Source organism: Fictibacillus phosphorivorans (assembly GCF_023715845.1).
Lineage (GTDB): Bacteria > Bacillota > Bacilli > Bacillales > Fictibacillaceae > Fictibacillus > Fictibacillus phosphorivorans_D.
Window position 1 is genome coordinate 1 of the sequence record NZ_JAMBOR010000023.1, and the last position, 25,693, is coordinate 25,693.

Sequence of the window (25,693 nt, forward strand, 5' to 3'; positions counted from 1 at the left end):
AACAGCCCACTTTGTTTCTTTTGAATAAACGTTTTTGCCCATGCAAAAACACCTCCGATTTTCACTTTTAATAAGTGTATCATTTCGAAGGTGTTTTATTGTGTCCCAAATACCTAGGTTAGTCTAAGGTAAAACAGATTTTTTATTTAATCTGTCTACCTAAAGGGGAGCATATCAATTCCGAGGTCATCTACTAGCTGCTTAAAAGGTCCTTTTTATAAACTGTCTATTTTATAGGGTGCAGTTCAAGATGCAATGGGCTTTTTCTGATTGTTCTTCTGCAGCAGTCTGTGCAGCATTAAGATCTGATACGTATTACATAACAGTAACGGAACGAATCCCATCCAAAGAGATAAAGAATTGTTTTCTTTTAGCACCGGCACCCATTCCAGAATGGTTACCACGGTAATAAAGAAAAGCGTTGGGATGAATGCTACGTTAGATGTCTGTTTTACTTTAAAATAGGCGATGATCAATCCATATACTAAAATCGCAAGTGGTATCAGGATATAATTCGTTATACTGTCGCCTTCTTTATAAAATGACGTATATCGTAAATAAAATAAATCAAACAATACGACAGCAATCAGAATAAGCTGCACACCATTCCAAAGGCGATGGCTCTTAAAGATTCCTAAGCCAAAACGATGAACAGTCAAATAAGCAAAAAAGCCCATCTGGCTGAAGACACTGAATAAGGACCCAAAGCCGATCAGTCCAAAAATGTATAATAACAGCTCAAAGGCCGTGCTGTTCTCAGGAAATTTCAAGATAAGCCCTACCGCGATGGCACTAACAATTCCGATTAAAAGTGTGGTTATAAATAAAAAGAGCCAACTTTTGATTTTCACGCTTGTTTTCCCCCTCTAACATGCTCCGTTACGATTGTACCAATGTCCTTTTTAAATTGCCAGTTTTCCTTTAAATAACCAGTATAAATAAATCCCAAAAATCAATCCTAATGTTATATAGCCCATTTGAAAGGAGGAGGAAACCAGTTGAAAAAGATATACATTTTCCTCATTTGTATCATTCTGGCCTCTCTTACGGGCTGTGCACAAAATGAAGCCCAGGGAAGTTCCCAGATGGATTATGAAACAACAAAGAAGATGTTTGTTGATTTACTAAAAACAGATGAAGGAAAAAAAGCAATTAAAGAAGTATTATCCGATAAAGAAATTCAGCAGGAAATGCTTATTGACCAAGAAGTTGTAAAAAAGACGATCGAGCAGCAGCTTCTTTCTGAAAAAGGAGAGAAGTTCTGGCAGAAGCTATTTAAGGACCCTAAGTTTACAGCGACATTTGCAAAAAGCATGAGAAAAGAACACGAAAAATTGATGAAAGATCTTATAAAAGATCCACAGTATCAAGCAGAAGTTATGAAGATTTTGCAAAATCCTCAAATGGCCGAAAAGCTTCTCGGTCTTGTAGATACTCAGCCTGTTCGAAAAGAAATGAAAAAAATTATGCTTGAAACGTTTGAAAGTCCAATTGTTCAGGCACGTGTTGAAGAAATGCTAAAAAAAGTAGCCCACGAAGAAATCGACCAATCCATTTCGAAAAAAGGAAAAGAAGCTTCTGGCGGCAGCCAGGAGGAACAGGAACAATCGAGCGCACAATAAAAGCCTCCCGTTTAGAGAGGCTTTTTTTAGGTTGTTTTTTTCAACCTCTTTTTATACTTTACTTTGTTTTTTCGATGATGGTCTTAGCCATACGGATGTAATGTTCGCCGATTGGATGAGTCTCTTCATACACACTTGGTGCAAAATCATCTTCATTGATTTCAGGCTGACCTAATGGAATCTGCCCAAGTAAAGGAACGTTCAATTCCTCCGCTAATCGCTTACCTCCATCTTTACCAAAAACATACTCTTTTTCGCCTGTGGACTGGCTTTGGAAATAAGCCATGTTCTCAACAATTCCAAGCACTTCATGATTTGTCTTAATCGCCATCGTTCCCGCTCTTGCGGCAACAAACGCGGCAGTAGCATGAGGTGTGGTTACGATTACTTCCTTACATTTTGGAATCATCTTATGAACGTCCAGCGCAACATCCCCTGTCCCAGGTGGCAGATCGAGAAGAACATAATCGAGATCTCCCCATTCTACTTCACTAAAGAAGTTCATCAGCATTTTTCCTAGCATCGGTCCGCGCCAAATGACCGGTGCATTATCCTCTACGAAAAACGCCATGGAAATAACTTTTACCCCAAAACGCTCCACAGGAAAGATTCGATCTCCTTTTACTTTAGGGCGTTCTGTGATTCCCATCATATCCGGGACACTGAATCCATAAATGTCTGCGTCGATCAATCCGACTTTCTTTCCTAACCTAGCAAGCGCTACAGCTAAGTTAACAGAAACGGTTGATTTCCCAACTCCGCCTTTACCACTCGCGATCGCGATAAACTGAGTCTTGCTGTTTTCAGACAGAAGAGTCTGCGGACTAGCTTGCTGTTGGGGCTGGCTTTCTGTCTGAACATCTTCTCTTTTTTCAAATCTTAAACCGACGGACTCAACGCCAGCGTTCTTAAGAACTTGTACGATCTGCTGCTGCAGCTGCATCTGCTCAGGTGTTCCTGTATGCGCTAAGCCAATTTTCAAACCTACATAGCCTTCTTTTATTTTTAGCTGACGGATACTTCCAGAGTCCACCATGCTTTTATGTAAATAAGGGTCTTGAATAGGACTTAACAGTTCGATCACTTTCTCTTCCGTAAGCACATAGACACATCCTTTACCTGTAAACTTCCCTTTCAGTATATCACAACCTTACTGTCACTCCCATGAAAGCGGTTTTTTAAATCCAATAAAAAAACCCCTTAATCATAAGGAGTTTTTGGAGGTGTTTCGTTTGTATAAAACCTGAGCATTCCTTGGTAGATGGAAGCAGCTACTTTTTGCTGGTATGATTTTGTCTTTAACAGTTCACGCTCAGTTGGATTCGATAAAAATCCGACTTCCACTAATGCACCCGGGACTTTTGCTGATCGAAGCAGGTAAAGTCCTTCAATCGATTTAGCAAACCTGTTCGTATTTTCTAGGTTCCGTTTAATCTCATCTTGAATAAATAGAGATACTGCTTCACCCTCTTCTTTTCCAGGATGATAAAAAACTTGAGCCCCTCTCCATCTAGAGGAAGGCAACGAATTTAAATGAATACTGATAAATAAGTCCGCATGACTTTCATTAATGATCTTTTTACGCGCTTTTAAATCTTCCCATTTTCGATGTCTTAACTTCTTCGTTCCTTTATCAGCCAAGTCTTTGTCTGTCTCACGGGTCATGATCACAAGTGCTCCCGCTTCCTGCAGATAATCCCTCAGCATGACAGAGATGTTTAAGGCGATCTCTTTCTCAAGTACTTCACCGTCACCAACGGCACCGCCATCTGCACCGCCATGTCCAGGATCAATGACGATAATTTTTCCGGATAACGGCAAATTCCATGCCCGCCATGAATCATTATCTAAAAAACGATAGGTGAAAATAAAGACAAGGACTGCGCAACCTAAAGCAAATGCGGCTCCCTTCACCCACTTTTTCATGTTTTGTCCCCCTATACAAGCCTTATATCACTATGTATATGGGACAAGAAAGCTGTTTATAACCGATTGGAAATTATTGCAGTTTCATCCTATAACGCTTTTCGCCATTTTTGTATCCTTCCATCCACCAAAGATGTACAAAGCTCTCACAGCAGAGGTGCAGGGATTCCATCATCATCTCAGTGCCCCAGCACCAGAACTGCCAATATTCAAAAAGTCCGTCTGCGATTGCTTTTTGTTTTTCATAAGCACGTTCTTTAATCTTCTCTAAGGTTTCACCATGGTACGCAAACCGGCTGTAACCTGCACCTAAAAGATAGGCGTCGATCGCCATATCAATACATGCGTCTTCGATATCATTTTGATAAAGAAGAGAGTATTGAAAAAACGGCTGGAACAAACGGTGAAATTCCTTCTTTATGTTAGCAAGCGACAAGTCGCGCAGTACCTTCCGCTCGAAATTTTCTTTTTTATAACGCTGTTTTTCTCTAAAGTTGTTTAATACAATAGCCATACTTTCTCCCCTTCCTGCGTTTTACCTCAACGCATTGTTTGTCTGTACCTTTATTTTTCTCAAAGGAAGGTGGAACGACACTGCATAAAAGATGGTAAGGGAAAAGCTGGCATAAAACAAAAACCCCGCTCTCCAAAGAGAACAGGGTTTTGATAAACGTATAAAGATTAACGTTTTGAGAACTGAGGTGCACGACGAGCGCCTTTAAGTCCGTACTTCTTACGCTCTTTCATACGAGCGTCACGAGTAAGGAATCCAGCTGCTTTAAGAGATCCGCGGTACTCAGGATCTGCTTCTAGAAGCGCACGAGAGATACCGTGACGGATAGCTCCTGCTTGTCCAGTGTATCCACCGCCATGAACAGTTACTAATACGTCATACTTATCAGTTGTTTCAGTTGTGTTAAGTGGTTGCTTAACGATAAGCTTTAATGTTTCTAATCCGAAAAATTCGTCTATGTCACGTCCGTTGATAACGATACGGCCTTCACCAGGAACTAATCGTACACGTGCTACGGAGTGCTTACGACGTCCAGTGCCATAATATTGTACTTGTGCCACGTAAATACCCTCCTTTTTTATCCGCGTAACTCGTAGTTTTCAGGTTTTTGTGCTTGATGATTGTGCTCAGCTCCAGCATATACGTGAAGCTTTTTGAACATTTGGCGACCAAGGCTATTCTTTGGAAGCATACCTTTGATTGCTAACTCAAGCATTTGAACCGGACGAGTTGTACGCATTTCTAATGCAGTTCTAGTACGAAGTCCACCTGGGTGTCCAGTGTGGCGGTAATAAATTTTGTCAGTCAATTTCTTACCTGTTAATTCAATCTTTTCTGCGTTGATGATGATCACGTGATCACCAGTGTCAACGTGTGGTGTATAAATAGGCTTATGCTTACCGCGAAGGATAGAAGCAACTTCACTGGATAGACGTCCAAGAGTCTTGCCTTCAGCGTCGATCACAAACCATTTACGTTCTACTTCAGAAGCTTTCGCCATGAAAGTCGTACGCATGTGTTTTCCCTCCTGTATCTTCAATCAATTTCAATTATATTCAATGTGAACATTTCCCAAAATATCTCCGGGGCATGTGGACGATATCTTTAGAAATACCAAATAATATCTTATAATACATGAACAACGATGTCAAGCGTATCCTAAATATTATTCAGGATTCTCTTGGTAATTAACTTGATGCAAGTAAAGTCCATGAGCAGGTGCCGTTTTTCCGGCTAACGCACGGTCTTTAGCTGCGATCATACCACTGATCTCATCAGGTGTTCTTTTGCCTTGTCCCACTTCTAAAAGAGTTCCGACGATGATCCTTACCATGTTGTACAAAAAGCCGCTGCCTTTGATTTTAAAGGTCAGAACCTCATCTTCCTCAAGCAGCTCTAACGAATAGATCGTTCTCACCTTATCTGCCACTTCTGAGCGGGCTGAAGAGAATGATGTAAAGTCGTGAGTTCCAATAAACGACACGCAAGCGCTTTGCATAGCCTGGATGTTTAAAGGATACGGATAATGATATAAATGGTTTCTTCTAAAGACATCTGGCTGTTTCCTTACGAGCAGCTTATAATGATACTCTTTGCTTTCTGCTGAGAACCGGGAATGAAATGAATTCGTTACCTCTTCTACACGTTTTATAACAATGTCATTCGGAAGCATAGCATTTAAAGCTTTAACCCAAGCATCACCAGGTATGTTCATTTCAGTATCAAAATGAAACACTTGTCCGACTGCATGCACACCCGCATCCGTCCGGCCAGAGGCTGAGATCTGGACAGCCTCTCCTTTATGCATCTTTTGGAGAACAGACTGAATCGTGCCTTGCACCGTTCTTCCGCTAGGCTGTATTTGGTATCCGGCAAAATCAGTTCCGTCATAAGCTACGGTTACTTTCATACGAGCCATGGTTTTCTCCTTTAACTGCGTAATAAGAATAGCGATAATGTCAGCAAGATCAAGAGAACGATAGCGAATGTATCCCGGTTATGCCACTCTAGAGCTCTTAACCTCGTTCTGCCTTCACCGCCGCGGTATCCTCTTGCTTCCATCGCGAGCGCCAGCTCTTCTGCCCGCTTAAACGAAGAGATAAACAAAGGAACCAGAAGCGGTACAAAAGCCTTTGCTCTTTCTTTTATCGGTCCACTCGTAAAATCAGCACCACGAGCCATCTGGGCCTTCATAATCTTCTCTGTCTCTTGTAAAAGCGTCGGTATAAAACGAAGCGATATTGACATCATCAGAGCAAACTCATGAACAGGCAGCTTCCACTTTTTCAATGGACCTAAAAGATGTTCGAGACCATCTGTTATATCAATCGGTGTCGTAGTTAAAGTCAGCAGCGAGGTCATCAAGACAAGTAATAAAAGTCTCATCGCAATAAAAATCCCTTGGATGACTCCCCCTTCATATATCTCTAACCAGCCCGCTTTATAGAGCACATCTCCTTCTTTTGTTAAAAAGACATGCAAAAGCATCGTAAATACGACAAGGATAAGGATAGGTTTAAGCCCTTTGTATAGATAACGTACTGGCACTTTGGATGCTGAGATCGTGACTGCTGTAAAAGCAATCAAGAGACCGTACGTAATCCAGTTGTTAGCCAAAAAGACGATGAACAGATAAAAGAATGCAGCGATCAGCTTTGAGCGTGAATCCATCCGGTGCAGAGGGGAAGACGCCGGGTAATACTGACCAATAATTACGTTTTGCAGCATACTAGCTCCCCCTCTTCTTGAGAGCTTGTCCAAGACTTTTAGCCAGTTCTTCGATCGTGAAATTCGAAAGTGACAGGTGCTGCCCTGACTTCTCATTCCACTTCAACAGAAATTGAACCGTTTCCGGTACATCCAATCCCGCCTCCTGAAGAGCTTTTCTCTCATTAAAAATTTCCCTTGGCTTTCCATGCAAGTAGAGTTCACCCTTATGCATGACAGCAATCTCATCTGCATACTTGGAGGCATCCTCCATGCTGTGAGTAACAAGCACGGTTGTTAACTTATTCTTTTGATGAAGATCATAAAAAAGTTCCATGATCTCTACACGTCCAGCAGGATCCAATCCTGCAGTGGGTTCATCAAGAATTAACACTTCTGGTTTCATAGCAAGCACTCCAGCGATTGCTACCCTTCTCATCTGGCCGCCACTGAGATCAAACGGAGATTTACTCAAAACCGTTTGCGGCAAACCTACCATCTCAATCACTCTTGAAGCTGTCTTCTTCGCTTCCTCTTCTGACATTCCAAAATTGCGGGGGCCGAACATGATGTCCTTTTCTACTGTTTCCTCAAAAAGCTGATGTTCTGGATATTGAAAGACGATTCCCGCTTTTTTGCGAAGCGGTTTTAGATCTTGCTTCTTTCCGCCAGCTTCTAAAATCGTTTCACCCATTCTTATCGAACCAGCTGAAGGTTTTAACAAACCATTCAAATGCTGAATGAGTGTCGACTTACCAGAACCCGTATGCCCGATGAGTGCGAGGAATGTTTCATGAGGTATATCCAAATTCACATCATGAAGGGCACGCCTTTCAAATGGCGTTCCTTGCATATAACGATGTTCGAGTTGCTTTATGCTAATTTCCATAATGCATCCACCAGCTCTTCCTGCGTTAGATATCCTCTATCCAGCTCGACTCCCTGACGGCGAAGAGCTTCGCTTAATTTTAGTGAAAACGGTAAATCCAGACCAGCAGACTTCAACAGATCACGCTGCTGAAAGATTGCATCTGGTACTCCTTCTGCTGCTTTTTCCCCCATTTTCATGACGACAACTCGGTCTGCACTTAGCGCTTCCTCTAAATCATGAGTGATTGAAATAACAGTTATGCCTTCGTTTTGGTTGAGTTCACGCACTGTCTCCATCACTTCAATTCTACCTATTGGATCAAGCATTGAAGTGGCTTCATCTAATACAATGACAGAAGGCTTCTGTGCTAGAATACCCGCAATCGCGACTCTCTGTTTTTGCCCACCAGATAATTGATGCGGTTCTTGATCTAAGAAAGCTTCCATGCCAACCCGTTGTACACTCTCATTGATTCGCTTGATCATCTCGTCACGAGGTACACCGAAGTTTTCAAGGCCGAACGCAATATCGTCCTTAACGCTTGTCCCTACAAACTGATTATCAGGGTTTTGAAAAACCATTCCTACCTGTCTGCGGATTTCCCAGATGTCATCCTCACGCGAAGTTACGTAGTCTGACACATTAACAGTTCCCTCATGAGGCAGCAACAGACCATTCAGCAATTTAGCCAAAGTAGACTTCCCTGAACCATTATGTCCAACAATTGAAAGCCACTCGCCTTTATATACATCTAAGCTCACGTTTTTCAGCGTAGCCGTCTCTTCTCCCGGATAAAAAAAGGTCACATCCTTAACCGATATAATGTTCTCCATGTGACGTCCTCCTCTAAGCTGCTGCAATTCTAAGCTGCTCTCTGCTCTTACTTAGTTTACTCTTACATTGATCATCCTAAGGGCAGGATTTTCTGGCCACAAACATTCTCCAAAAAGTTTGTTACTGTTTTAAAGGTTTTATTTCTACTTCCCTCTAGTTGATTGAACTCTTACTCATAATCAACAGTGAATTCACTCAAAATAAAAAAGGGCAAGATTGTCATCGAAGACTTGATCCCGCCCTTTAAGTAACGTTAATTATACTAATTCAATGATAACCATTGGTGCACCATCACCACGGCGAGGGCCGATTTTTGCGATGCGAGTGTAACCACCGTTACGCTCAGCATAGCGAGGTGCAAGATCACTGAAAAGTTTTTGAAGAGATCTTTGGCCAGACTCATTGTCTGCTACTTCGTTACGAAGGAACGATGCAGCCTGACGGCGAGCATGAAGGTCTCCACGCTTACCAAGCGTAATCATTTTTTCAGCAAATTTACGAACTTCTTTTGCACGTGCTTCTGTAGTTTCAATACGCTCGTTAATGATTAGATCAGTAGTTAAATCACGAAGCATTGCTTTACGAACCGCAGATACACGACCTAACTTTTGGTATCCCATGCTTGTATTCCCTCCTCTGCGCATTTCTCTCTCGTCTTGAAAAAGCGCGTATTACGAATTAATCGTCAGCGCGTAATGAAAGGCCAAGCTCATCTAGTTTCTCTTGAACTTCTTCAAGAGACTTCTTACCGAGGTTGCGTACTTTCATCATGTCTTCTTCAGACTTATTCGCAAGTTCTTGTACTGTATTAATGCCAGCACGCTTTAGGCAGTTGTAAGAACGAACAGAAAGATCAAGTTCTTCAATCGTCATCTCAAGAACTTTTTCTTTTTGATCTTCTTCTTTTTCCACCATAATTTCAGCGTTCTGAGCCTGATCTGTTAAGCCAACAAAAATGTTTAAATGTTCGCTAATGATCTTCGCACCAAGAGAAACTGCTTCCTCTGGACGAATGCTCCCATCTGTCCATACATCAAGCGTTAGCTTATCATAGTTTGTTACTTGTCCTACACGAGTGTTTTCAACTTGATAATTCACACGAGAAATAGGTGTGTAAATAGAATCAACAGGAATAACACCGATAGGCAGATCTTCGCGTTTATTGCCTTCTGCCTGAACATAACCACGACCACGTTTAGCATTAAGCTTCATTTGGAAATGAGCGCCTTTTGCAAGTGTTGCGATATGAAGTTCCGGATTAAGGATTTCAACATCGCTGTCATGAGTAATGTCACCAGCTGTTACGACACCATCGCCTTGTACGTCGATTTCAAGTGTCTTTTCTTCATCAGAGTAAATCTTCATTGCAAGTTTCTTCAAGTTTAAGATGATTGTAGTAACATCTTCAACTACACCTTCAACTGTTGAGAACTCATGCAATACGCCATTAATCTGAATAGATGTAACTGCTGCACCAGGTAGTGAGGACAACAAGATACGACGCAAGGAGTTGCCTAGTGTAGTCCCGTATCCACGTTCAAGTGGTTCAACAACAAACTTTCCGTATGTGGCATCGTCGCTGATTTCAACCGTCTCAATTCTTGGCTTTTCGATTTCGATCATTCAACTGAACCCTCCTTCAAACGTCGAATCTCGGCTGGATGATCCCAGCCGAAATTCCCCATAGGCATTCCGACTTATCTTTTACCAAAACTTTTACTATAACCATTATAGACAAGTTATGGAATTATATACCGTGTATATCGTTACACACGACGGCGTTTTGGCGGACGGCAACCGTTGTGAGGTACAGGAGTAACATCACGAATAGCTGTTACTTCTAAGCCTACCGCTTGAAGGGCACGGATTGCTGCTTCACGTCCAGCTCCAGGTCCTTTAACGGATACTTCCAACGTCTTCATACCATGTTCCATTGCAGTTTTACCAGCTGTTTCAGCTGCCATTTGTGCTGCGAACGGAGTAGACTTACGAGAACCTTTAAATCCAAGGTGACCAGCAGTCGCCCAAGAGATTGCGTTCCCGTGCGTGTCAGTAATCGTAATAATCGTGTTATTGAATGTAGAACGGATATGTGCTACGCCGACTTCAATATTCTTTTTGACACGACGTTTACGTGTATTAGTCTTACGTGCTTTTGCCATTTAGAGTTTACCTCCTTTACTTACTTTTTCTTATTCGCTACAGTACGACGAGGTCCTTTACGAGTACGGGAGTTGTTCTTCGTGTTTTGACCACGTACTGGTAACCCACGACGATGACGAACACCACGATATGCTCCGATCTCGATTAGACGCTTGATGTTTAATGAAACTTCACGGCGAAGGTCACCCTCCACTTTGTGTCCATCGATGACTTCGCGGATTTTATTTAATTCATCTTCAGTAAGATCACGAACTCGTGTATCTTCAGAAACACCAGCTTCAGCAAGAATTTGCTGTGCTTTTGTTTTACCGATACCGAAGATGTACGTTAATGAGATAACTACTCGCTTATCACGAGGAATATCTACACCTGCAACACGTGCCATAATTTTTGCACCTCCTGTATATTAACCTTGTTTTTGTTTATGTTTCGGATTCTCACAGATCACCATTACAGTGCCTCTGCGGCGAATCACTTTACACTTTTCACATATTGGCTTGACTGATGGTCTTACCTTCATTTTTTATAACCTCCTTATGTCACGGAGTACATTGATTATTTAAAACGATACGTTATACGACCACGTGATAAGTCATACGGAGACAATTCTACGGTTACTTTATCTCCTGGAAGAATTCGAATGTAGTGCATACGAATCTTACCAGAAACGTGCGCTAGAACTTTGTGTCCGTTTTCTAGTTCAACACGAAACATGGCGTTCGGTAAAGGTTCAATAACTGTACCTTCAACCTCGATAACATCATCTTTAGCCATCGACTTGATCTCCCTTCTTCAGAGCAATGACTTTCTCGTCGGAAAACTTCGCTACTGCATAACGCAATTTGCCATTGGTTACACGACCTGTTTCAAGAATGCTTTTAACAACTTCCGGAGAAATAAAATCTAGCAGCTCTATATGGTTCAGGTTTTTTCGCTTGGCGCGATCGAACTTGCGCTTGTCGCCATCGGCCACGAGAACAAAACGTTCATCGAGGATTCCGACTATAACACCCAGCCGATCTGCGTCTCTTCCTTTTAGTATCCGAACCAGCTGTCCTATATTCGGTACCGAATCAGATTCGCTTACCATCTCATCACCTTCACCTTAAATCTTTGTTAAGATTTCAAAGCCTTCCTCCGTAATGACAATTGTATGTTCAAAGTGAGCACACCATTTGCCATCCGTTGTGACAACCGTCCAGTTATCGGATAATGTTCGAACATAGCGAGTTCCCGCATTTATCATCGGTTCTATTGCTAGAACCATGCCCTTTTTCAGTACCGGTCCTTTACCAGGCGGTCCATAATGAGGAATTTGCGGGTCCTCATGCAAGTCCTGGCCTATCCCGTGTCCGACGTATTCGCGAACAACAGAAAAACCTTCACCCTCAGCATACTTCTGTATCTCATGAGAAATGTCAGTTAACCGGGCACCGGCTTTTGCTTTTTCGAGTCCTTTATACAAAGACTCTTCGGTTACATCCAGAAGTTTTTGAGCTTCCTCAGAAATCTCTCCAACTCCATAAGTCCAAGCGGAATCCCCATGATATCCGTTGTACTTCGCCCCAATATCTATAGAGATAATGTCGCCATGGTTCAGTACGCGTTTACCTGGTATTCCATGTACAAGTTCCTCATTCACTGAAGCACAGATGCTTCCGCTAAAACCATTATAGTTTTTAAATGAAGGGATTGCACCTTGGCTTCGGATAAACTTATCAGCAATTTTATCCAGTTCCTTAGTAGTTACGCCAGGTTTAATGTGTTTTTTTAACTCTTGATGAGTTAAGGCAACGATGCGACCTGCCTCCCGCATGATTTCAATCTCTCGCGGTGTTTTGCAGATAATCATTTCGCCAATCCCCCAATAAGTTGGTCAATGTCTTGAAAGACTTTGTCGATATCCTGATCACCATTAATGTTTTTCAGGTAACCTCTATCACCATAAAAATCAAGCAGTGGTTTAGCCTGCTTCATGTTTACATTTAAACGGTTTCGAACGGTCTCTTCATTATCATCTTGACGTTGAATAAGCGTACCGCCGTCTTTATCACATACTCCTTCAACCTTTGGTGGGTTGAATATTACATGATACGTGCTTCCGCATGTTTGGCAAATCCGACGACCTGTTAATCGCTGCATTAACTTATCCGAATCTACTGAAATGTTTAGAACATAATCAATTTCTCGGGAAAGCTCTTTAGTGATCTCTTCCAGGGCTTCCGCTTGGGCTACTGTCCGAGGGAATCCATCTAGTAAAAATCCTTTTTCGCAGTCCTTTTTAGAAAGTCGGTCACGTACGATGCCGATTGTAACTTCGTCAGGAACGAGGTTACCCGCATCCATGTACGATTTTGCCTCAAGTCCAAGAGGAGTCTCCTCTTTAATTGCTGCTCGGAACATATCTCCAGTAGAGATATGTGGAATTCCGTACTTCTCAACAATTCTTTCTGCTTGAGTACCCTTGCCTGCTCCGGGTAATCCCATTAAGACTAGATACATCTAATCCCTCCATAAATCACAATCGTCTTTTAAAACAGAGCATGCCGGGAAGAATAATCTTCCACGCCCTTATTTAATGAAGCCTTTGTAGTGCCGCTTGATCAGCTGGCTCTCAATTTGCTTCATGGTGTCTAATGCCACACCTACAACAATCAGCAAGCTTGTTCCACCAATTTGAATGGCTGGCGGAAGATTCAAACCTGGAATTGCTGTAAAGACAACTGGTAGGACTGCAATAGCAGCAAGGAATAGAGATCCAACAAACGTTAATCGATACAGAATTCTTGTAATATAAGTTTGAGTGTTAGTCCCTGGACGAATGCCAGGAATGTATCCACCCTGCTTCTTTAAGTTTTCCGCCATTTGCTCCGGATTCACCTGGATAAACGTATAGAAATACGAGAACCCGATGATTAGGAGCGCATATATAATCATTCCGACTGGTTTCGTGTAGTCAAACGTGTTGATAATCCAAGTCGTAACATCATTCTGTCCGAAGAAGCCAGCAACAGTTCTTGGCGTGATAATCAAGGAAATCGCGAAGATAACCGGGATAACACCTGCTGCGTTAACTTTGATCGGAAGATGAGTCGACTGGCCGCCAACAGGCTTTGTTCCAACGACCCGCTTTGCATACTGAATCGGGATTTTCCGAACACCTTGTTGAATAAAGATAACACCCATAATGATGAGTACAATCGCAAGTGCAAGTAGTACGATCGTAACGATGTGCATAAACATCTGATCGTTACCGCCTTTGAATTGCGTTGTGAAAAGCTGGTTAACTGCTGTAGGAATAGCTGCGACAATCCCCGCAAAAATTAGAACTGATATTCCGTTTCCAATCCCCTTGAGGGTAATCTGCTCACCTAACCACATTAAGAATGCAGTACCTGCAGTTAAAACTAACGCGATAAATAGATACGTAGTTGTGCTAGGGTTTTGAATAAGTCCTGGAAAAAGGTTGTTAAAACCGATAGACATACCGATTGCTTGGATAAAACCAAGCACGATCGTTCCATAACGTGTGAACTGAGCTAATTTCTTTCGCCCTACTTCACCCTGCTTACTCCATTCCGTAAATTTCGGTACAACGTCCATCTGCAAAAGCTGCACGATGATCGATGCTGTAATGTACGGCATGATACCCATAGCGAAAATGGAGAAGTTTTGTAACGCTCCACCGCCAAACGTATTTAAAAAACCAAAAATGTTAGCACTGTCGCCTGTACTGAATTTCAATACATCGCGATTTACACCAGGTACTGGTATGAATGTTCCTAGGCGGAACACGACCAGCATCGCAAGTGTAAACAATATTTTGTTTCTCAGATCACCCACACGCATAATGTTGGAGATTGTCTGGAACATTAGATCACCTCAGTTTTTCCGCCCGCTGCTTCAATTGCTTCTTTAGCAGAAACAGAGAATTTGTGCGCCTTAACTGTAAGCTTAACTTCTAACTTGCCATTACCCAATACTTTAATACCGTTTTTAAGATTGCTTACTACTCCTGTTTCAAGAAGAAGTTCAGGAGTTACCTCTGTGCCCTCTTCAAAACGAACAAGCTTCTCAAGATTTACAACTGCATACTCTTTACGAGTAGGGTTTGTGAATCCACGTTTCGGTAAACGACGTGCAAGTGGATTTTGTCCACCCTCGAATCCTGGTCTTACTCCACCGCCTGAACGAGAGTTTTGACCTTTGTGTCCACGACCACTTGTTTTACCATTTCCTGATCCGATACCGCGACCAACACGGTTGCGAACTTTACGGGATCCTTCTGATGGCTTCAACTCATGAAGTTTCATCTGAGCACCTCCTCATGATTTATTTATCTATTAAGCGTCTAATTCTTTCACTGTTAAAAGGTGAGACACCTTGTTAACCATACCGCGGATAGCCGCGTTATCTTCGTGTACAACTGTCTGGTGCATTTTGCGCAAACCTAGTGTCTTAACAACAACACGTTGTTTTTCCGGACGGCCGATAACACTACGAGTGAGGGTGATTTCTAATTTCTTAGCCATCTAAAGTTCCCTCCTTAACCTAAAAGCTCTTGTACTGATTTGCCACGAAGTTTCGCAACGTCTTCAGCACGCTTTAAATTTTTCAATCCTTCGATAGTTGCACGAACCATGTTGATTGGGTTGTTAGATCCAAGTGACTTAGAAAGAATGTCACCTACACCAGCAAGCTCCAATACAGCACGTACAGGTCCACCTGCAATTACCCCAGTACCTTCAGATGCAGGCTTTAAGAATACGTTACCTGCTCCAAAACGTCCAACTATTTGGTGAGGAATTGTTGTTTTTACGATCGGTACAGTTACTAAGTTCTTCTTAGCATCTTCAATCGCCTTACGGATCGCTTCTGGTACCTCTTGGGCTTTACCAGTACCGAATCCAACGTGACCGTTTTTGTCACCTACGACAACCACTGCAGCAAAGCGGAAACGACGTCCACCTTTTACTACCTTAGCTACACGGTTAACCGTAACGACGCGTTCTTCAAGTTCAAGTTTGTTAGGGTCGATACGCATCAGGTTCCCTCCTTCGATTAAAATTCTAACCCAGCTTCACGAGCTGCGTCTGCTAATGCTTTAATACGTCCGTGATATAAATATCCGCCTCGGTCAAAAACAACCGATTTGATTCCTTTTTCAACTGCGCGCTTAGCGATTTCTTGACCAATCGCTTTAGCAGCATCCACGTTTCCACCGTTTTCTACATTTACACCTTTATCAAGTGAAGATGCAGATACAATTGTTACACCAGCTTGATCATCGATCAATTGAGCATAGATGTGCTTTGTAGAACGGAATACGTTCAAACGAGGACGTTGTGCTGTTCCGCTTACAACGCGGCGAACACGAGCATGTCTTTTCTTACGAGCGACATTCTTATCTGCTTTCGTGATCATCCTTTGCACTCCTTTCCGCTACCTAACGGTCTTATTTACCAGTCTTACCTTCTTTACGGCGAACGAATTCACCTTCGTAACGAATACCTTTACCTTTGTAAGGTTCAGGTGAACGAACTGAACGGATGTTTGCAGCAACTTCACCTACACGTTGCTTGTCAATACCCTTAACAACTACCTTCGTGTTAGAAGGTACTTCGATGTCGATTCCTTGTTCAGGAACGATTTCAACTGGGTGTGAGTAACCAACGTTAAGTACAAGCTTGTTACCAGATTTGGAAGCACGATATCCAACCCCGATAATTTCAAGAGCTCTTTCATAACCGTTTGTTACACCGATAACCATGTTGTTTAATACGCTGCGAGTAGTACCATGCAATGCACGGTGCTCTTTGTGGTCGCTCGGGCGTTCCACAGTAATTTCGTTATCTTGAACATTAATTTTAATGTCAGCATTGAATTTGCGAGAAAGTTCACCTTTAGGGCCTTTTACAGAAACAGTGTTGTCATTAGCAACATTGATCGTAACGCCACCTGGGACTTCTATCGGTTTGTTACCTACGCGAGACATGATGACACCTCCATTCGCTATTTATTACCAAACGTACGCTAGTACTTCGCCGCCCATTTGTGATTGGCGAGCTTCTTTATCAGTCATAATGCCTTTAGATGTAGATACGATTGCAATTCCAAGTCCTCCAAGAACACGTGGAAGTTCACTTGATTTTGCATAAACACGTAAACCAGGCTTTGAGATACGCTTAAGACCTGAGATTACACGCTCATTGTTAGAACCGTACTTAAGGAAGATACGAATCATTCCTTGTTTGCTATCCTCTACATACTCCACATCGCGAACAAAACCTTCACGCTTTAGGATTTCTGCGATTTCTTTTTTCATATTAGAAGCAGGAAGCTCCAATTTATCGTGACGAACAGTGTTAGCGTTGCGGATGCGAGTAAGCATATCTGCAATTGGATCTGTCATAACCATTACTAGTTACCTCCTTCCCTTTTTTCAGGGTATTACCAGCTGGCTTTTTTAACGCCAGGAATTTGACCTTTGTAAGCAAGTTCTCTGAAACAAATACGGCACAATTTGAACTTGCGGATTACTGAATGAGGACGCCCGCAACGTTCACAGCGCGTGTACTCTTGCACTTGGAACTTTTGCTTGCGTTGTTGCTTAGCAATCATTGACTTCTTTGCCACGGGTAAACCTCCTTTGGCTAAAGGTTATTTTTGGAATGGCATTCCGACTTGTGTTAGAAGCTCACGAGCTTCTTCGTCAGTGTTCGCAGTCGTTACAATAACGATGTCCATTCCGCGAACTTTGTTTACTTTATCATAATCGATCTCAGGGAAGATCAACTGTTCTTTAACACCTAGTGTGTAGTTACCGCGACCGTCGAAAGATTTCTTAGAAACCCCACGGAAGTCACGAACACGTGGAAGTGAAACACTGATCAATTTATCAAGGAAATCATACATACGCTCTCCGCGAAGTGTAACTTTTGATCCGATCGGCATACCTTCACGAAGCTTAAATCCAGCGATGGACTTCTTAGCGCGAGTAATCACAGGCTTTTGACCAGCGATCGCTGTAAGTTCCTCTACTGCTGTATCTAAAACTTTAGAGTTGGAAACTGCTTCACCAACACCCATGTTGATAACGATTTTTTCGATCTTCGGTGCTTGCATTACTGAAGTGTAATTAAATTTTTCCATTAGAGATGGTAAGATCTCTTTTTTATATCGCTCTTGTAGACGGTTCATTATGTGTCCTCCTTTCACTCTGAGACTTATTTATCTAGGGTTTCACCAGATTTTTTGGCCACACGAACTTTTTTCCCATCAACTACATTGTAGCCTACACGAGTAGGGGCACCAGTTTTAGGGTCAAGAGGCATTACGTTAGAAGCATGAATTGGTGCTTCTTGGCTAAGGATTCCGCCTTGCGGGTTAGCCTGAGAAGGTTTTGCGTGTTTCTTAACAACGTTTACGCCTTCAACAAGCACTCGGTTAAGCTTCGGATAAGCTTCAAGGATCACCCCTTGTTTGCCTTTATCCTTGCCTGAAATTACTTGAACTTTATCGCCTTTTTTCACATGCAATGGCATTGTGAGTTGCACCTCCTTACAAGACAATAAGAGCCTTGCTAGTAAATATATTAAAGAACTTCTGGAGCAAGAGAAACGATTTTCATAAATTGCTTATCACGAAGTTCACGTGCTACAGGTCCGAAGATACGAGTTCCTCGAGGACCTTTATCATCCTTTACGATTACAGCCGCGTTCTCATCAAAGCGGATGTAAGATCCGTCATTACGGCGCATACCACGCTTAGAACGTACCACTACCGCTTTAACAACGTCACCTTTCTTAACAACGCCACCTGGTGTTGCGGACTTAACCGAACAAACGATAATGTCACCAATGTTAGCGTACTTACGACCAGAACCACCAAGAACTTTAATGCAAAGTAGCTCTTTCGCACCAGAGTTATCAGCTACTCTTAAACGGGATTCTTGTTGAATCATGCGAATGGACCTCCTTTCGGATATGAGTATAATCCGAACAATTTATTAAATAATTACTGCTTCTTGAACAACTTCTACTAAACGGAATCGCTTATCTTTAGAAAGCGGACGCGTTTCCATAATCTTAACGACGTCACCGATCTTAGCAGTGTTATTTTCATCATGCGCTTTTAACTTTTTAGAGTATTTAACGCGCTTGTTGTATAAAGAGTGTGTCTTGTATGTCTCTACAAGTACTGTAATCGTTTTGTCCATCTTGTCAGAAACAACACGACCAGTGTACACCTTGCGCTGGTTACGTTCACTCATTGTGCGAACCTCCTCTCAAGAATTAACCGTTAGTAATCCCAAGCTCTCTTTCACGTAAAACCGTTTTTGCACGGGCAATTGCTTTACGAACTTCACGAATGCGGGCCGGGTTTTCTAGTTGACCTGTCGCTAGTTGGAAACGAAGGTTAAAAAGCTCTTCTTTAAGTGCTTTTGCTTTTTGTTCAACTTCTGCAGTGGTCAGGTTACGAATTTCATTAGCCTTCATTTGTGTCACCACCCACTTCTTCGCGTTTAACAAACTTACATTTTACAGGAAGCTTGTGTGCTGCAAGACGCAACGCTTCGCGTGCCACTTCTTCAGAGACACCAGCGATTTCAAACATAACTTTTCCTGGCTTAACAACTGCTACCCATCCTTCAGGAGCACCTTTACCGGAACCCATTCGGACTTCTAGAGGCTTTGCAGTGTAAGGCTTAGAAGGGAAAATTTTGATCCATACTTTACCGCCACGCTTCATATAACGAGTCATCGCAATACGAGCAGCTTCGATCTGACGGTTAGTAATCCAGCTAGCTTCTAGAGCTTGTAAACCGAATTCTCCGAAATGAACTTCTGTACCGCCTTTAGCGTTCCCACGCATTTTACCGCGGTGTTCACGACGATATTTAACACGTTTTGGCAATAACATAATTATTTGCCTCCTTCCTCTTTTTTCGTTCCTCTTGTTGGAAGGACCTCACCACGATAAATCCAGATTTTAATTCCTAGCTTACCGTAAGTTGTGTCTGCTTCAGCAGTACCGTAGTCGATATCTGCACGAAGTGTGTGAAGAGGAACAGTACCTTCACTATAATGTTCAGAACGAGCGATATCAGCTCCGCCAAGACGGCCTGATACTTGAGTTTTGATACCTTTCGCACCCATACGCATTGCACGTTGGATCGCCTGCTTCATTGCACGACGGAAAGATACACGGTTTTCAAGTTGACGAGCGATGTTTTCAGCTACTAGCTTAGCATCAACGTCTGCTTGTTTGATTTCAAAGATATTAACATGAACTCGCTTGCCAGTCATATCGTTAAGAGCTTTACGAAGTGCTTCAACTTCAGATCCGCCTTTACCGATAACCATTCCTGGCTTAGCTGTTTTGATTGTGATATTTACACGATTAGCTGCACGTTCGATCTCGATACCAGATACAGCAGCATCTTTTAGACGCTTTTCAATATAAGAACGGATCTTAATGTCTTCATGTAAAAGATTAGCGTAATCCTTTTCTGCGTACCATTTAGAATCCCAGTCACGGATGACGCCAATACGTAGACCTGTTGGATTTACTTTTTGACCCACGTCTTAACCCTCCTTCTTTTCAGAAACAACGATTGTGATGTGGCTAGTACGTTTGTTGATACGGCTTGCACGACCCATAGCACGTGGACGGAATCTCTTAAGAGTAATTCCTTCATCAACGAACGCTTGCTTAATCACTAAGTTGTTCGGTTCCATTTCATAGTTGTGTTCTGCGTTTGCGATAGCAGACTTAAGCACCTTTTCGATAACAGGAGAAGCTGCTTTAGGCGTCAAACGTAGAATCGCAAGTGCTTCACCTACTTGCTTGCCTCGAATCAAGTCGATAACGATACGAGCTTTACGAGGAGCAATACGCACTTGTTTAGCAATTGCTTTTGCTTCCATTTTGTGTACCTCCCCTCAATTAACGTCTAGTTTTCTTATCATCAGCTGCATGGCCTTTGTAAGTACGAGTAGGTGCGAATTCACCTAGCTTGTGTCCGACCATATCTTCAGTTACATATACCGGCACGTGCTTACGACCATCATAAACAGCGATTGTGTGACCGATGAAGTCAGGGAAAATCGTAGAACGACGAGACCAAGTTTTAACTACTTTCTTGTCGTTAGATTCATTAAGTGCCTCGACCTTTTTCATCAAGTGGTCATCTACAAAAGGCCCTTTTTTCAAACTGCGACCCATTTGAGAACCTCCCTTTGTGTTTGCGCTACGGCTCGATTGAACCGTAGGACAATCACATTATTTTTTGCGACGACGTACAATGTACTTGTCAGTTTGGCTGTTTTTCTTACGAGTTTTATATCCAAGAGTTGGTTTACCCCATGGAGACATTGGTGATTTACGTCCGATTGGAGCGCGTCCTTCACCACCACCGTGTGGGTGATCGTTAGGGTTCATTACAGAACCACGAACTGTTGGGCGGATACCCTTCCAACGAGAACGACCTGCTTTACCAACGCTTACTAGTTCATGCTCTAAGTTACCAACTTGACCGAGCGTTGCACGGCAAGTAAGCAAGATCATGCGAACTTCACCAGAACCTAGACGAACTAGCGCGTACTTTTCTTCTTTACCTAGAAGTTGAGCTTCAGCACCAGCTGAACGAGCTAATTGTCCACCTTTACCAGGCTTAAGTTCGATGTTATGAATTGTAGAACCTACAGGAATGTTTGCTAACGGTAAAGCATTACCTACCTTGATGTCAGCTTCAGGACCAGACATGATCTCTTGTCCAACCTTAATTCCTTTAGGAGCTAGGATATAACGCTTTTCACCATCTGCGTAATGGATTAGAGCGATGTTTGCTGTACGGTTTGGATCGTACTCGATTGTAGCAACGCGTCCTAGTATTCCATCTTTGTTACGTTTGAAATCGATAATACGATACTTACGCTTGTGTCCACCACCTTGGTGACGAACAGTTAGTCTACCTTGGTTGTTACGCCCAGCTTTTTTGCTAAGAGGAGCAAGCAAGGATTTTTCTGGCTGGTCAGTCGTGATTTCAGCAAAGTCAAGCTGAGACATGTTACGACGACCGTTAGTTGTCGGTTTAAACTTTTTGATACCCATTGTAATTTCCCTCCTTTACGAGTTCTTTTTAAACTCCTTCAAAAAAGTCGAGTTCTTTGCTATCTGGAGTTAGTGTAACTACTGCTTTTTTACGTTTAGCTGTATAACCAGTATGACGGCCTACACGCTTGAACTTACCTTTGTAGTTTGCAGTGTTAACTGATTGTACTTCTACGCCAAAGATTTCTTCTAGTGCACCTTTGATTTGAGTCTTAGTAGCACGAGGATTTACTTCGAACGTGTATTTTTTGTCAGCCATTATTTCAGTAGAACGCTCTGTAATAACGGGGCGCTTAATCACATCACGAGCTTCCATTATGCGAGCACCTCCCCTACTTTTTCCACAGCGTCTTTAGTCATAAGAAGCTTGTCGTGATTTAACACGTCAAGAACACTAACGCCGTTTGCCGTAACAACTGTTACGCCAGGGATGTTACGTGCAGATAATGCAACAGCGTCATTGTAATCAGCCGTTACAACTAATGCTTTACGATCTGCGGATAGATTTGCAAGCACTTGCTTCATTTCCTTTGTTTTAGGAGCATCAAATGCAAGTCCTTCTAAAACGATCAAGTCGTTATCTAGAACCTTAGAAGATAGCGCTGATTTAATAGCTAAGCGACGAACCTTCTTAGGTAATTTGTAAGAATAGCTTCTTGGTGTTGGTCCAAAAACCACTCCACCGCCAACCCATTGTGGAGAACGGATAGATCCTTGACGAGCACGTCCAGTACCTTTCTGTTTCCATGGCTTGCGTCCACCACCAGCAACTTCGGAACGGTTCTTTACATCATGTGTTCCTTGGCGCTGTGATGCTTGCTGCATAATAACAGCGTCGAAAAGCACGCTTTTATTTGGTTCAATACCGAAAACGGAATCGTTTAATTCGATATCGCCAGCTTGAGTACCATCTTGTTTAAATAATGCTACTTTTGGCATCAGATTGTCCTCCTTCCTTATTTAGCATCCTTTGCTTTAACAGCAGAGTTAATTGTAACGTAGCTCTTTTTCGCTCCAGGTACGTTACCTTTGATCAATAGAAGATTACGTTCTGTATCAACTCTTACAACTTCTAAGTTTTGTACAGTTACTGTATCTCCGCCAGTACGTCCAGGTAATGCTTTCCCTTTGAAAACACGGTTAGGGTCAACTGCACCCATTGAACCAGGACGACGGTGGTAACGGGAACCGTGGCTCATTGGCCCGCGTGATTGCCCGTGACGTTTGATAACACCTTGGAATCCTTTTCCTTTAGATGTACCAGTAACGTCTACAGCGTCACCTTCTGCAAAAATATCTACCTTGACTTCCTGACCAACTTCGTATCCCGCTGCATCAACATTGCGGAATTCCTTAACGTAGCGCTTAGGGCTCGTGCTAGCTTTAGCAGCATGACCTGCTTGCGGCTTGTTAGTACGAGATTCTTTTCTATCGTCAAATCCAAGCTGGATAGCTTCATAGCCATCGCTTTCTACGGATTTCTTTTGAAGAACAACGTTAGGAGTTACTTCTACTACAGTAACTGGGATAAGATCTCCGTTTTCAGCGAAAACTTGAGTCATACCAATTTTTTTACCTAAGATTCCTTTGGTCATTCGTCACACCTCCTATTAATAAGTAAAATAAATTATATAAAGCAAACGTGAAATTATAGTTTAATTTCGATGTCTACACCAGACGGTAGATCCAAACGCATTAATGAATCAACAGTTTGTGGTGTTGGCTCGATAATGTCGATCAAGCGCTTATGAGTACGCATTTCGAACTGCTCACGAGAGTCCTTGTACTTATGAACCGCACGAAGGATCGTGTAGATCGCTTTCTCAGTAGGTAGTGGGATTGGACCTGATACCTTTGCTCCTGAACGCTTAGCAGTTTCAACGATTTTTTCAGCAGATTGATCAAGAATTCTGTGATCATACGCCTTTAAACGGATACGAATCTTTTGCTTTGCCATTATTTTCCCTCCTTTATTCGCCTATTTTGATAAACAGACATTGCTCCACGGAAATTCAACCTGATGTCACCAGCCATGGCAAAGGGGCCTGGTGTGTCAGCAACCTTCCGAATCATCGCAGTGAATGACCAACATTACTCATTATAGAGAAAAACAATACCTAATGCAAGTTTTATTTGCATTTATTTATTGTTAATCGCACTTTTCCTATTATAGAGACTTTATGCACGGATTTCAACTTCCTTTTTCTTCTTTTATTCATATGAATGTGTTTCTTCTATATAAAGAATTGTTTTATATGTGAAGCTGCCGATGGAGTGCTAGATAAAGGATTTGTGCTTGTTGTGGTTGATCTGCTGGATTTGTGTTTTATTAAAACAGATGTGTTTCTTCTATATATATAGGAAGGATTTATTGACTGAGAGATGGATGCTTACTTAGACTTTAGGATTGTTGGGGTATAGTTACAATTTGTCGACTCGTGGTTATCTTTTATATTTCGTGGGATTCTTTTATTTTTTCGTGGGATTGTGTCTTACTATCGAGGGATTTTCTTAATTAACGTGAGATTAATGATAAATCATTAAAATTATGGAGTTAATACTACACAATCATACTTACTTTGATTATTGGTTTACTAATTTTTATTTCCTCATTCGAATTGTATTTCTTTGATAGCATATAAATATGTAAAGAAAAAGCACTCTCCATTTGGAGGGTGCTTTTTCTATAGAAGCAGTCAAAGACTACTCTTGGATTGTTGCAACTACACCTGCACCAACTGTACGTCCACCTTCACGAATAGAGAACTTAGTTCCTTCTTCGATAGCGATTGGAGCGATTAGTTCTACAGTCATCTCAACGTTATCTCCAGGCATTACCATTTCAACGCCTTCAGGAAGTTGGATGATACCAGTTACGTCAGTTGTACGGAAGTAGAACTGAGGACGGTAGTTAGAGAAGAATGGAGTGTGACGTCCACCCTCTTCTTTTGAAAGAACGTATACTTCTGATTTGAACTTAGTGTGAGCTTTAACAGTACCTGGCTTAGCAAGAACTTGTCCACGCTCAACATCGTCACGGGAAACCCCACGAAGAAGTGCACCAATGTTGTCACCAGCTTCAGCATAGTCAAGAAGCTTACGGAACATTTCAACACCTGTTACAGTTGTTGATTTTGGCTCTTCAGTAAGACCTAGGATCTCAACTACGTCACCAACTTTAACTTGTCCACGCTCAACACGTCCAGTAGCAACCGTACCACGACCAGTGATTGAGAATACATCCTCAACTGGCATCATGAATGGCTTTTCAGTGTCACGTGGAGGAGTTGGGATGTAGCTATCTACAGCGTCCATAAGTTCATAGATTTTAGCTTCCCAATCAGCATCTCCTTCAAGAGCTTTAAGAGCAGAACCTTTGATTACAGGAACATCGTCTCCAGGGAAATCGTACTCAGAAAGAAGGTCACGAACTTCCATTTCAACTAGTTCTAATAATTCTTCGTCATCAACCATGTCACACTTGTTCAAGAATACAACAAGGTAAGGTACACCTACTTGACGAGAAAGAAGGATGTGCTCACGAGTTTGTGGCATTGGGCCGTCAGCAGCAGATACTACTAGGATCCCACCATCCATTTGTGCTGCACCAGTGATCATGTTCTTAACATAGTCAGCATGTCCTGGGCAGTCAACGTGTGCATAGTGACGAGTGTCAGTTTCGTACTCAACGTGTGCAGTTGAGATTGTGATACCACGCTCGCGCTCTTCTGGAGCACCGTCGATTTGGTCATAAGCCATCGCTACACCTTTACCGTTTTTCTTTGCAAGAACAGTAGAGATAGCAGCTGTTAAAGTTGTTTTACCATGGTCAACGTGACCGATAGTACCAATGTTAGCATGCGTTTTGGAACGATCGAATTTCTCTTTAGCCATGAGAAAGATTCCTCCTTAAATATGTTTACATATAGTAGATTTTTTTAT

The 25,693-nt window shown here is 42.2% G+C and carries 43 protein-coding genes; 1 reads left to right on the forward strand and 42 read right to left on the reverse strand.

The annotated features are described in order from the left end of the window. Positions 1–245 precede the first annotated feature (245 nt). On the reverse strand, positions 246–851 hold the full coding sequence (locus M3206_RS15510) for a KinB-signaling pathway activation protein (protein WP_251313445.1): 606 nt from the start codon (positions 849–851) through the stop codon (positions 246–248). Between the two features lie 147 nt (positions 852–998). Here M3206_RS15510 and gerD point away from each other — a divergent pair, with 147 nt between their 5' ends. Next, positions 999–1,622 carry a spore germination lipoprotein GerD gene (gerD, locus tag M3206_RS15515; RefSeq protein ID WP_251313446.1) on the forward strand — a complete coding sequence of 208 codons (624 nt, stop codon included), beginning with the start codon at positions 999–1,001 and terminating at the stop codon, positions 1,620–1,622. 58 nt (positions 1,623–1,680) lie between these two features. Here gerD and M3206_RS15520 read toward each other — a convergent pair whose 3' ends face one another. From M3206_RS15520 to tuf, 41 genes are all read right to left on the reverse strand, one after another. After that, positions 1,681–2,724, reverse strand: coding sequence for an Mrp/NBP35 family ATP-binding protein (locus M3206_RS15520; protein ID WP_251313447.1), 1,044 nt, complete (start codon positions 2,722–2,724; stop codon positions 1,681–1,683). 98 nt (positions 2,725–2,822) lie between these two features. Next, positions 2,823–3,548, reverse strand: coding sequence for an N-acetylmuramoyl-L-alanine amidase CwlD (cwlD, locus tag M3206_RS15525; protein ID WP_251313448.1), 726 nt, complete (start codon positions 3,546–3,548; stop codon positions 2,823–2,825). A gap of 73 nt (positions 3,549–3,621) precedes the next feature. Continuing rightward, the gene (locus M3206_RS15530) at positions 3,622–4,062 is read right to left on the reverse strand and encodes a DUF2521 family protein (RefSeq protein ID WP_251313449.1); all 441 of its coding nucleotides are present in this window, start codon (positions 4,060–4,062) and stop codon (positions 3,622–3,624) included. 167 nt (positions 4,063–4,229) lie between these two features. Beyond that, positions 4,230–4,622, reverse strand: a complete 393-nt coding sequence (gene rpsI / locus M3206_RS15535; RefSeq protein WP_066237857.1) for a 30S ribosomal protein S9 — start codon at positions 4,620–4,622, stop codon at positions 4,230–4,232. A gap of 17 nt (positions 4,623–4,639) precedes the next feature. After that, positions 4,640–5,077, reverse strand: coding sequence for a 50S ribosomal protein L13 (gene rplM, locus M3206_RS15540; protein ID WP_066285587.1), 438 nt, complete (start codon positions 5,075–5,077; stop codon positions 4,640–4,642). Positions 5,078–5,227: 150 nt separating this feature from the next. After that, positions 5,228–5,980, reverse strand: a complete 753-nt coding sequence (truA, locus tag M3206_RS15545; protein ID WP_251313450.1) for a tRNA pseudouridine(38-40) synthase TruA — start codon at positions 5,978–5,980, stop codon at positions 5,228–5,230. Positions 5,981–5,991: 11 nt separating this feature from the next. After that, entirely contained in the window at positions 5,992–6,789 is a 798-nt protein-coding gene (locus M3206_RS15550) for an energy-coupling factor transporter transmembrane component T family protein (RefSeq protein ID WP_251313451.1), read from the reverse strand. Between the two features lies 1 nt (position 6,790). After that, positions 6,791–7,657, reverse strand: a complete 867-nt coding sequence (locus M3206_RS15555; protein WP_251313452.1) for an energy-coupling factor ABC transporter ATP-binding protein — start codon at positions 7,655–7,657, stop codon at positions 6,791–6,793. Beyond that, a complete protein-coding gene (locus M3206_RS15560) occupies positions 7,642–8,472 on the reverse strand; it encodes an energy-coupling factor ABC transporter ATP-binding protein (RefSeq protein ID WP_251313453.1) in 831 nt (276 codons plus the stop codon). The genes M3206_RS15555 and M3206_RS15560 overlap by 16 nt, the downstream gene beginning before the upstream one ends. Before the next feature lie 258 nt (positions 8,473–8,730). Further along, on the reverse strand, positions 8,731–9,093 hold the full coding sequence (gene rplQ, locus M3206_RS15565) for a 50S ribosomal protein L17 (protein ID WP_251313454.1): 363 nt from the start codon (positions 9,091–9,093) through the stop codon (positions 8,731–8,733). Positions 9,094–9,151: 58 nt separating this feature from the next. After that, entirely contained in the window at positions 9,152–10,096 is a 945-nt protein-coding gene (locus tag M3206_RS15570) for a DNA-directed RNA polymerase subunit alpha (protein ID WP_251313455.1), read from the reverse strand. 143 nt (positions 10,097–10,239) lie between these two features. After that, on the reverse strand, positions 10,240–10,635 hold the full coding sequence (gene rpsK / locus M3206_RS15575) for a 30S ribosomal protein S11 (protein WP_251313456.1): 396 nt from the start codon (positions 10,633–10,635) through the stop codon (positions 10,240–10,242). A gap of 20 nt (positions 10,636–10,655) precedes the next feature. Further along, positions 10,656–11,021, reverse strand: a complete 366-nt coding sequence (rpsM, locus tag M3206_RS15580; protein ID WP_077365532.1) for a 30S ribosomal protein S13 — start codon at positions 11,019–11,021, stop codon at positions 10,656–10,658. 21 nt (positions 11,022–11,042) lie between these two features. Beyond that, positions 11,043–11,156: a 50S ribosomal protein L36 gene (rpmJ, locus tag M3206_RS15585; RefSeq protein ID WP_007203526.1), complete on the reverse strand. Its 114-nt coding sequence runs from the start codon at positions 11,154–11,156 to the stop codon at positions 11,043–11,045. A 35-nt stretch (positions 11,157–11,191) separates the two neighbouring features. Then, a complete protein-coding gene (gene infA / locus M3206_RS15590; protein ID WP_066237890.1) occupies positions 11,192–11,410 on the reverse strand; it encodes a translation initiation factor IF-1 in 219 nt (72 codons plus the stop codon). Continuing rightward, the gene (locus M3206_RS15595; protein WP_251313457.1) at positions 11,403–11,726 is read right to left on the reverse strand and encodes a KOW domain-containing RNA-binding protein; all 324 of its coding nucleotides are present in this window, start codon (positions 11,724–11,726) and stop codon (positions 11,403–11,405) included. Before M3206_RS15595 ends, infA begins: the two co-directional genes overlap by 8 nt. Positions 11,727–11,741: 15 nt before the next feature. Beyond that, entirely contained in the window at positions 11,742–12,488 is a 747-nt protein-coding gene (map, locus tag M3206_RS15600) for a type I methionyl aminopeptidase (protein ID WP_251313458.1), read from the reverse strand. Then, entirely contained in the window at positions 12,485–13,138 is a 654-nt protein-coding gene (locus M3206_RS15605; RefSeq protein ID WP_251313459.1) for an adenylate kinase, read from the reverse strand. The genes map and M3206_RS15605 overlap by 4 nt, the downstream gene beginning before the upstream one ends. 69 nt (positions 13,139–13,207) lie before the next feature. Beyond that, a complete protein-coding gene (gene secY / locus M3206_RS15610; RefSeq protein WP_251313460.1) occupies positions 13,208–14,509 on the reverse strand; it encodes a preprotein translocase subunit SecY in 1,302 nt (433 codons plus the stop codon). Beyond that, a complete protein-coding gene (rplO, locus tag M3206_RS15615; protein ID WP_066285559.1) occupies positions 14,509–14,949 on the reverse strand; it encodes a 50S ribosomal protein L15 in 441 nt (146 codons plus the stop codon). Before rplO ends, secY begins: the two co-directional genes overlap by 1 nt. A gap of 30 nt (positions 14,950–14,979) precedes the next feature. Continuing rightward, positions 14,980–15,168, reverse strand: coding sequence for a 50S ribosomal protein L30 (gene rpmD / locus M3206_RS15620; RefSeq protein WP_251313461.1), 189 nt, complete (start codon positions 15,166–15,168; stop codon positions 14,980–14,982). A gap of 14 nt (positions 15,169–15,182) precedes the next feature. Beyond that, positions 15,183–15,683, reverse strand: coding sequence for a 30S ribosomal protein S5 (gene rpsE / locus M3206_RS15625; RefSeq protein WP_251313496.1), 501 nt, complete (start codon positions 15,681–15,683; stop codon positions 15,183–15,185). 14 nt (positions 15,684–15,697) lie between these two features. Further along, the gene (gene rplR, locus M3206_RS15630; protein ID WP_077365526.1) at positions 15,698–16,060 is read right to left on the reverse strand and encodes a 50S ribosomal protein L18; all 363 of its coding nucleotides are present in this window, start codon (positions 16,058–16,060) and stop codon (positions 15,698–15,700) included. 31 nt (positions 16,061–16,091) lie between these two features. After that, positions 16,092–16,631, reverse strand: a complete 540-nt coding sequence (gene rplF, locus M3206_RS15635) for a 50S ribosomal protein L6 (RefSeq protein WP_251313462.1) — start codon at positions 16,629–16,631, stop codon at positions 16,092–16,094. A gap of 24 nt (positions 16,632–16,655) precedes the next feature. Further along, the gene (gene rpsH, locus M3206_RS15640) at positions 16,656–17,054 is read right to left on the reverse strand and encodes a 30S ribosomal protein S8 (protein WP_066285549.1); all 399 of its coding nucleotides are present in this window, start codon (positions 17,052–17,054) and stop codon (positions 16,656–16,658) included. Positions 17,055–17,086: 32 nt separating this feature from the next. Further along, complete coding sequence (gene rpsN / locus M3206_RS15645; protein WP_066237928.1) at positions 17,087–17,272, reverse strand: 30S ribosomal protein S14; 186 nt, start codon at positions 17,270–17,272, stop codon at positions 17,087–17,089. A 24-nt stretch (positions 17,273–17,296) separates the two neighbouring features. After that, entirely contained in the window at positions 17,297–17,836 is a 540-nt protein-coding gene (gene rplE / locus M3206_RS15650; RefSeq protein ID WP_251313463.1) for a 50S ribosomal protein L5, read from the reverse strand. A 26-nt stretch (positions 17,837–17,862) separates the two neighbouring features. After that, positions 17,863–18,174 (reverse strand): 50S ribosomal protein L24, encoded by a 312-nt coding sequence (gene rplX / locus M3206_RS15655; protein ID WP_066294477.1) that lies wholly within the window; start codon positions 18,172–18,174, stop codon positions 17,863–17,865. A 56-nt stretch (positions 18,175–18,230) separates the two neighbouring features. After that, on the reverse strand, positions 18,231–18,599 hold the full coding sequence (rplN, locus tag M3206_RS15660) for a 50S ribosomal protein L14 (protein ID WP_066285543.1): 369 nt from the start codon (positions 18,597–18,599) through the stop codon (positions 18,231–18,233). Positions 18,600–18,644: 45 nt separating this feature from the next. Then, positions 18,645–18,908 carry a 30S ribosomal protein S17 gene (gene rpsQ / locus M3206_RS15665; RefSeq protein ID WP_251313464.1) on the reverse strand — a complete coding sequence of 88 codons (264 nt, stop codon included), beginning with the start codon at positions 18,906–18,908 and terminating at the stop codon, positions 18,645–18,647. Between the two features lie 22 nt (positions 18,909–18,930). Continuing rightward, complete coding sequence (gene rpmC / locus M3206_RS15670) at positions 18,931–19,134, reverse strand: 50S ribosomal protein L29 (protein WP_188404466.1); 204 nt, start codon at positions 19,132–19,134, stop codon at positions 18,931–18,933. Next, entirely contained in the window at positions 19,124–19,558 is a 435-nt protein-coding gene (gene rplP, locus M3206_RS15675; protein WP_066237943.1) for a 50S ribosomal protein L16, read from the reverse strand. Before rplP ends, rpmC begins: the two co-directional genes overlap by 11 nt. A 2-nt stretch (positions 19,559–19,560) precedes the next feature. After that, positions 19,561–20,220: a 30S ribosomal protein S3 gene (gene rpsC / locus M3206_RS15680; RefSeq protein WP_077365518.1), complete on the reverse strand. Its 660-nt coding sequence runs from the start codon at positions 20,218–20,220 to the stop codon at positions 19,561–19,563. Positions 20,221–20,223: 3 nt separating this feature from the next. Beyond that, positions 20,224–20,565 carry a 50S ribosomal protein L22 gene (gene rplV, locus M3206_RS15685; protein WP_066237948.1) on the reverse strand — a complete coding sequence of 114 codons (342 nt, stop codon included), beginning with the start codon at positions 20,563–20,565 and terminating at the stop codon, positions 20,224–20,226. 19 nt (positions 20,566–20,584) lie between these two features. Beyond that, a complete protein-coding gene (gene rpsS / locus M3206_RS15690) occupies positions 20,585–20,863 on the reverse strand; it encodes a 30S ribosomal protein S19 (protein WP_066285535.1) in 279 nt (92 codons plus the stop codon). Between the two features lie 57 nt (positions 20,864–20,920). Then, the gene (gene rplB / locus M3206_RS15695; protein ID WP_251313465.1) at positions 20,921–21,751 is read right to left on the reverse strand and encodes a 50S ribosomal protein L2; all 831 of its coding nucleotides are present in this window, start codon (positions 21,749–21,751) and stop codon (positions 20,921–20,923) included. A gap of 28 nt (positions 21,752–21,779) precedes the next feature. After that, positions 21,780–22,067, reverse strand: a complete 288-nt coding sequence (gene rplW, locus M3206_RS15700) for a 50S ribosomal protein L23 (protein ID WP_251313466.1) — start codon at positions 22,065–22,067, stop codon at positions 21,780–21,782. Next, a complete protein-coding gene (rplD, locus tag M3206_RS15705) occupies positions 22,067–22,690 on the reverse strand; it encodes a 50S ribosomal protein L4 (protein ID WP_066285532.1) in 624 nt (207 codons plus the stop codon). The genes rplW and rplD overlap by 1 nt, the downstream gene beginning before the upstream one ends. Before the next feature lie 17 nt (positions 22,691–22,707). Continuing rightward, a complete protein-coding gene (gene rplC, locus M3206_RS15710; RefSeq protein ID WP_251313467.1) occupies positions 22,708–23,346 on the reverse strand; it encodes a 50S ribosomal protein L3 in 639 nt (212 codons plus the stop codon). 53 nt (positions 23,347–23,399) lie between these two features. Next, positions 23,400–23,708 carry a 30S ribosomal protein S10 gene (gene rpsJ, locus M3206_RS15715; RefSeq protein ID WP_053356198.1) on the reverse strand — a complete coding sequence of 103 codons (309 nt, stop codon included), beginning with the start codon at positions 23,706–23,708 and terminating at the stop codon, positions 23,400–23,402. Positions 23,709–24,454: 746 nt separating this feature from the next. Further along, positions 24,455–25,645, reverse strand: a complete 1,191-nt coding sequence (gene tuf, locus M3206_RS15720) for an elongation factor Tu (protein WP_251313468.1) — start codon at positions 25,643–25,645, stop codon at positions 24,455–24,457. Positions 25,646–25,693 lie beyond the last annotated feature (48 nt).

Excerpts from the sequence above, each read along its gene's own strand:
- rplM (WP_066285587.1), bottom strand. The coding sequence starts at position 5,077 with ATGCGTACGACTTTCATGGCGAAAGCTTCTGAAGTAGAACGTAAATGG.
- rpsM (WP_077365532.1), bottom strand. The coding sequence starts at position 11,021 with ATGGCACGTGTTGCAGGTGTAGATATTCCTCGTGATAAGCGAGTAGTT.
- M3206_RS15605 (WP_251313459.1), bottom strand. The coding sequence starts at position 13,138 with ATGTATCTAGTCTTAATGGGATTACCCGGAGCAGGCAAGGGTACTCAA.
- tuf (WP_251313468.1), bottom strand. The coding sequence starts at position 25,645 with ATGGCTAAAGAGAAATTCGATCGTTCCAAAACGCATGCTAACATTGGT.
- rplD (WP_066285532.1), bottom strand. The coding sequence starts at position 22,690 with ATGCCAAAAGTAGCATTATTTAAACAAGATGGTACTCAAGCTGGCGAT.
- M3206_RS15555 (WP_251313452.1), bottom strand. The coding sequence starts at position 7,657 with ATGGAAATTAGCATAAAGCAACTCGAACATCGTTATATGCAAGGAACG.
- rplO (WP_066285559.1), bottom strand. The coding sequence starts at position 14,949 with ATGAAACTTCATGAGTTGAAGCCATCAGAAGGATCCCGTAAAGTTCGC.
- rplW (WP_251313466.1), bottom strand. The coding sequence starts at position 22,067 with ATGGAAGCTCGTGATGTGATTAAGCGCCCCGTTATTACAGAGCGTTCT.
- rpmJ (WP_007203526.1), bottom strand. The coding sequence starts at position 11,156 with ATGAAGGTAAGACCATCAGTCAAGCCAATATGTGAAAAGTGTAAAGTG.
- rpsJ (WP_053356198.1), bottom strand. The coding sequence starts at position 23,708 with ATGGCAAAGCAAAAGATTCGTATCCGTTTAAAGGCGTATGATCACAGA.
- rplC (WP_251313467.1), bottom strand. The coding sequence starts at position 23,346 with ATGACCAAAGGAATCTTAGGTAAAAAAATTGGTATGACTCAAGTTTTC.
- M3206_RS15550 (WP_251313451.1), bottom strand. The coding sequence starts at position 6,789 with ATGCTGCAAAACGTAATTATTGGTCAGTATTACCCGGCGTCTTCCCCT.
- rplP (WP_066237943.1), bottom strand. The coding sequence starts at position 19,558 with ATGTTATTGCCAAAACGTGTTAAATATCGTCGTGAACACCGCGGTAAA.
- rpmC (WP_188404466.1), bottom strand. The coding sequence starts at position 19,134 with ATGAAGGCTAATGAAATTCGTAACCTGACCACTGCAGAAGTTGAACAA.
- rpsQ (WP_251313464.1), bottom strand. The coding sequence starts at position 18,908 with ATGAGTGAACGTAACCAGCGCAAGGTGTACACTGGTCGTGTTGTTTCT.
- rpmD (WP_251313461.1), bottom strand. The coding sequence starts at position 15,168 with ATGGCTAAGAAATTAGAAATCACCCTCACTCGTAGTGTTATCGGCCGT.
- rplN (WP_066285543.1), bottom strand. The coding sequence starts at position 18,599 with ATGATTCAACAAGAATCCCGTTTAAGAGTAGCTGATAACTCTGGTGCG.
- truA (WP_251313450.1), bottom strand. The coding sequence starts at position 5,980 with ATGGCTCGTATGAAAGTAACCGTAGCTTATGACGGAACTGATTTTGCC.
- infA (WP_066237890.1), bottom strand. The coding sequence starts at position 11,410 with ATGGCTAAAGATGATGTTATCGAGGTTGAAGGTACAGTTATTGAACCT.
- rplE (WP_251313463.1), bottom strand. The coding sequence starts at position 17,836 with ATGAACCGTCTACAAGAGCGATATAAAAAAGAGATCTTACCATCTCTA.
- rplF (WP_251313462.1), bottom strand. The coding sequence starts at position 16,631 with ATGTCTCGCGTAGGTAACAAACCGATAGAAGTCCCAGGTGGCGTTACG.
- M3206_RS15560 (WP_251313453.1), bottom strand. The coding sequence starts at position 8,472 with ATGGAGAACATTATATCGGTTAAGGATGTGACCTTTTTTTATCCGGGA.
- rplV (WP_066237948.1), bottom strand. The coding sequence starts at position 20,565 with ATGGAAGCAAAAGCAATTGCTAAACAAGTGCGTATTGCTCCTCGTAAA.
- rplB (WP_251313465.1), bottom strand. The coding sequence starts at position 21,751 with ATGGGTATCAAAAAGTTTAAACCGACAACTAACGGTCGTCGTAACATG.
- rpsK (WP_251313456.1), bottom strand. The coding sequence starts at position 10,635 with ATGGCAAAAGCACGTAAGACTAATACACGTAAACGTCGTGTCAAAAAG.
- M3206_RS15570 (WP_251313455.1), bottom strand. The coding sequence starts at position 10,096 with ATGATCGAAATCGAAAAGCCAAGAATTGAGACGGTTGAAATCAGCGAC.
- secY (WP_251313460.1), bottom strand. The coding sequence starts at position 14,509 with ATGTTCCAGACAATCTCCAACATTATGCGTGTGGGTGATCTGAGAAAC.
- M3206_RS15595 (WP_251313457.1), bottom strand. The coding sequence starts at position 11,726 with ATGGTAAGCGAATCTGATTCGGTACCGAATATAGGACAGCTGGTTCGG.
- rplQ (WP_251313454.1), bottom strand. The coding sequence starts at position 9,093 with ATGGGATACCAAAAGTTAGGTCGTGTATCTGCGGTTCGTAAAGCAATG.
- map (WP_251313458.1), bottom strand. The coding sequence starts at position 12,488 with ATGATTATCTGCAAAACACCGCGAGAGATTGAAATCATGCGGGAGGCA.
- rpsH (WP_066285549.1), bottom strand. The coding sequence starts at position 17,054 with ATGGTTATGACAGATCCAATTGCAGATATGCTTACTCGCATCCGCAAC.
- rpsS (WP_066285535.1), bottom strand. The coding sequence starts at position 20,863 with ATGGGTCGCAGTTTGAAAAAAGGGCCTTTTGTAGATGACCACTTGATG.
- rplR (WP_077365526.1), bottom strand. The coding sequence starts at position 16,060 with ATGATCACGAAAGCAGATAAGAATGTCGCTCGTAAGAAAAGACATGCT.
- M3206_RS15530 (WP_251313449.1), bottom strand. The coding sequence starts at position 4,062 with ATGGCTATTGTATTAAACAACTTTAGAGAAAAACAGCGTTATAAAAAA.
- cwlD (WP_251313448.1), bottom strand. The coding sequence starts at position 3,548 with ATGAAAAAGTGGGTGAAGGGAGCCGCATTTGCTTTAGGTTGCGCAGTC.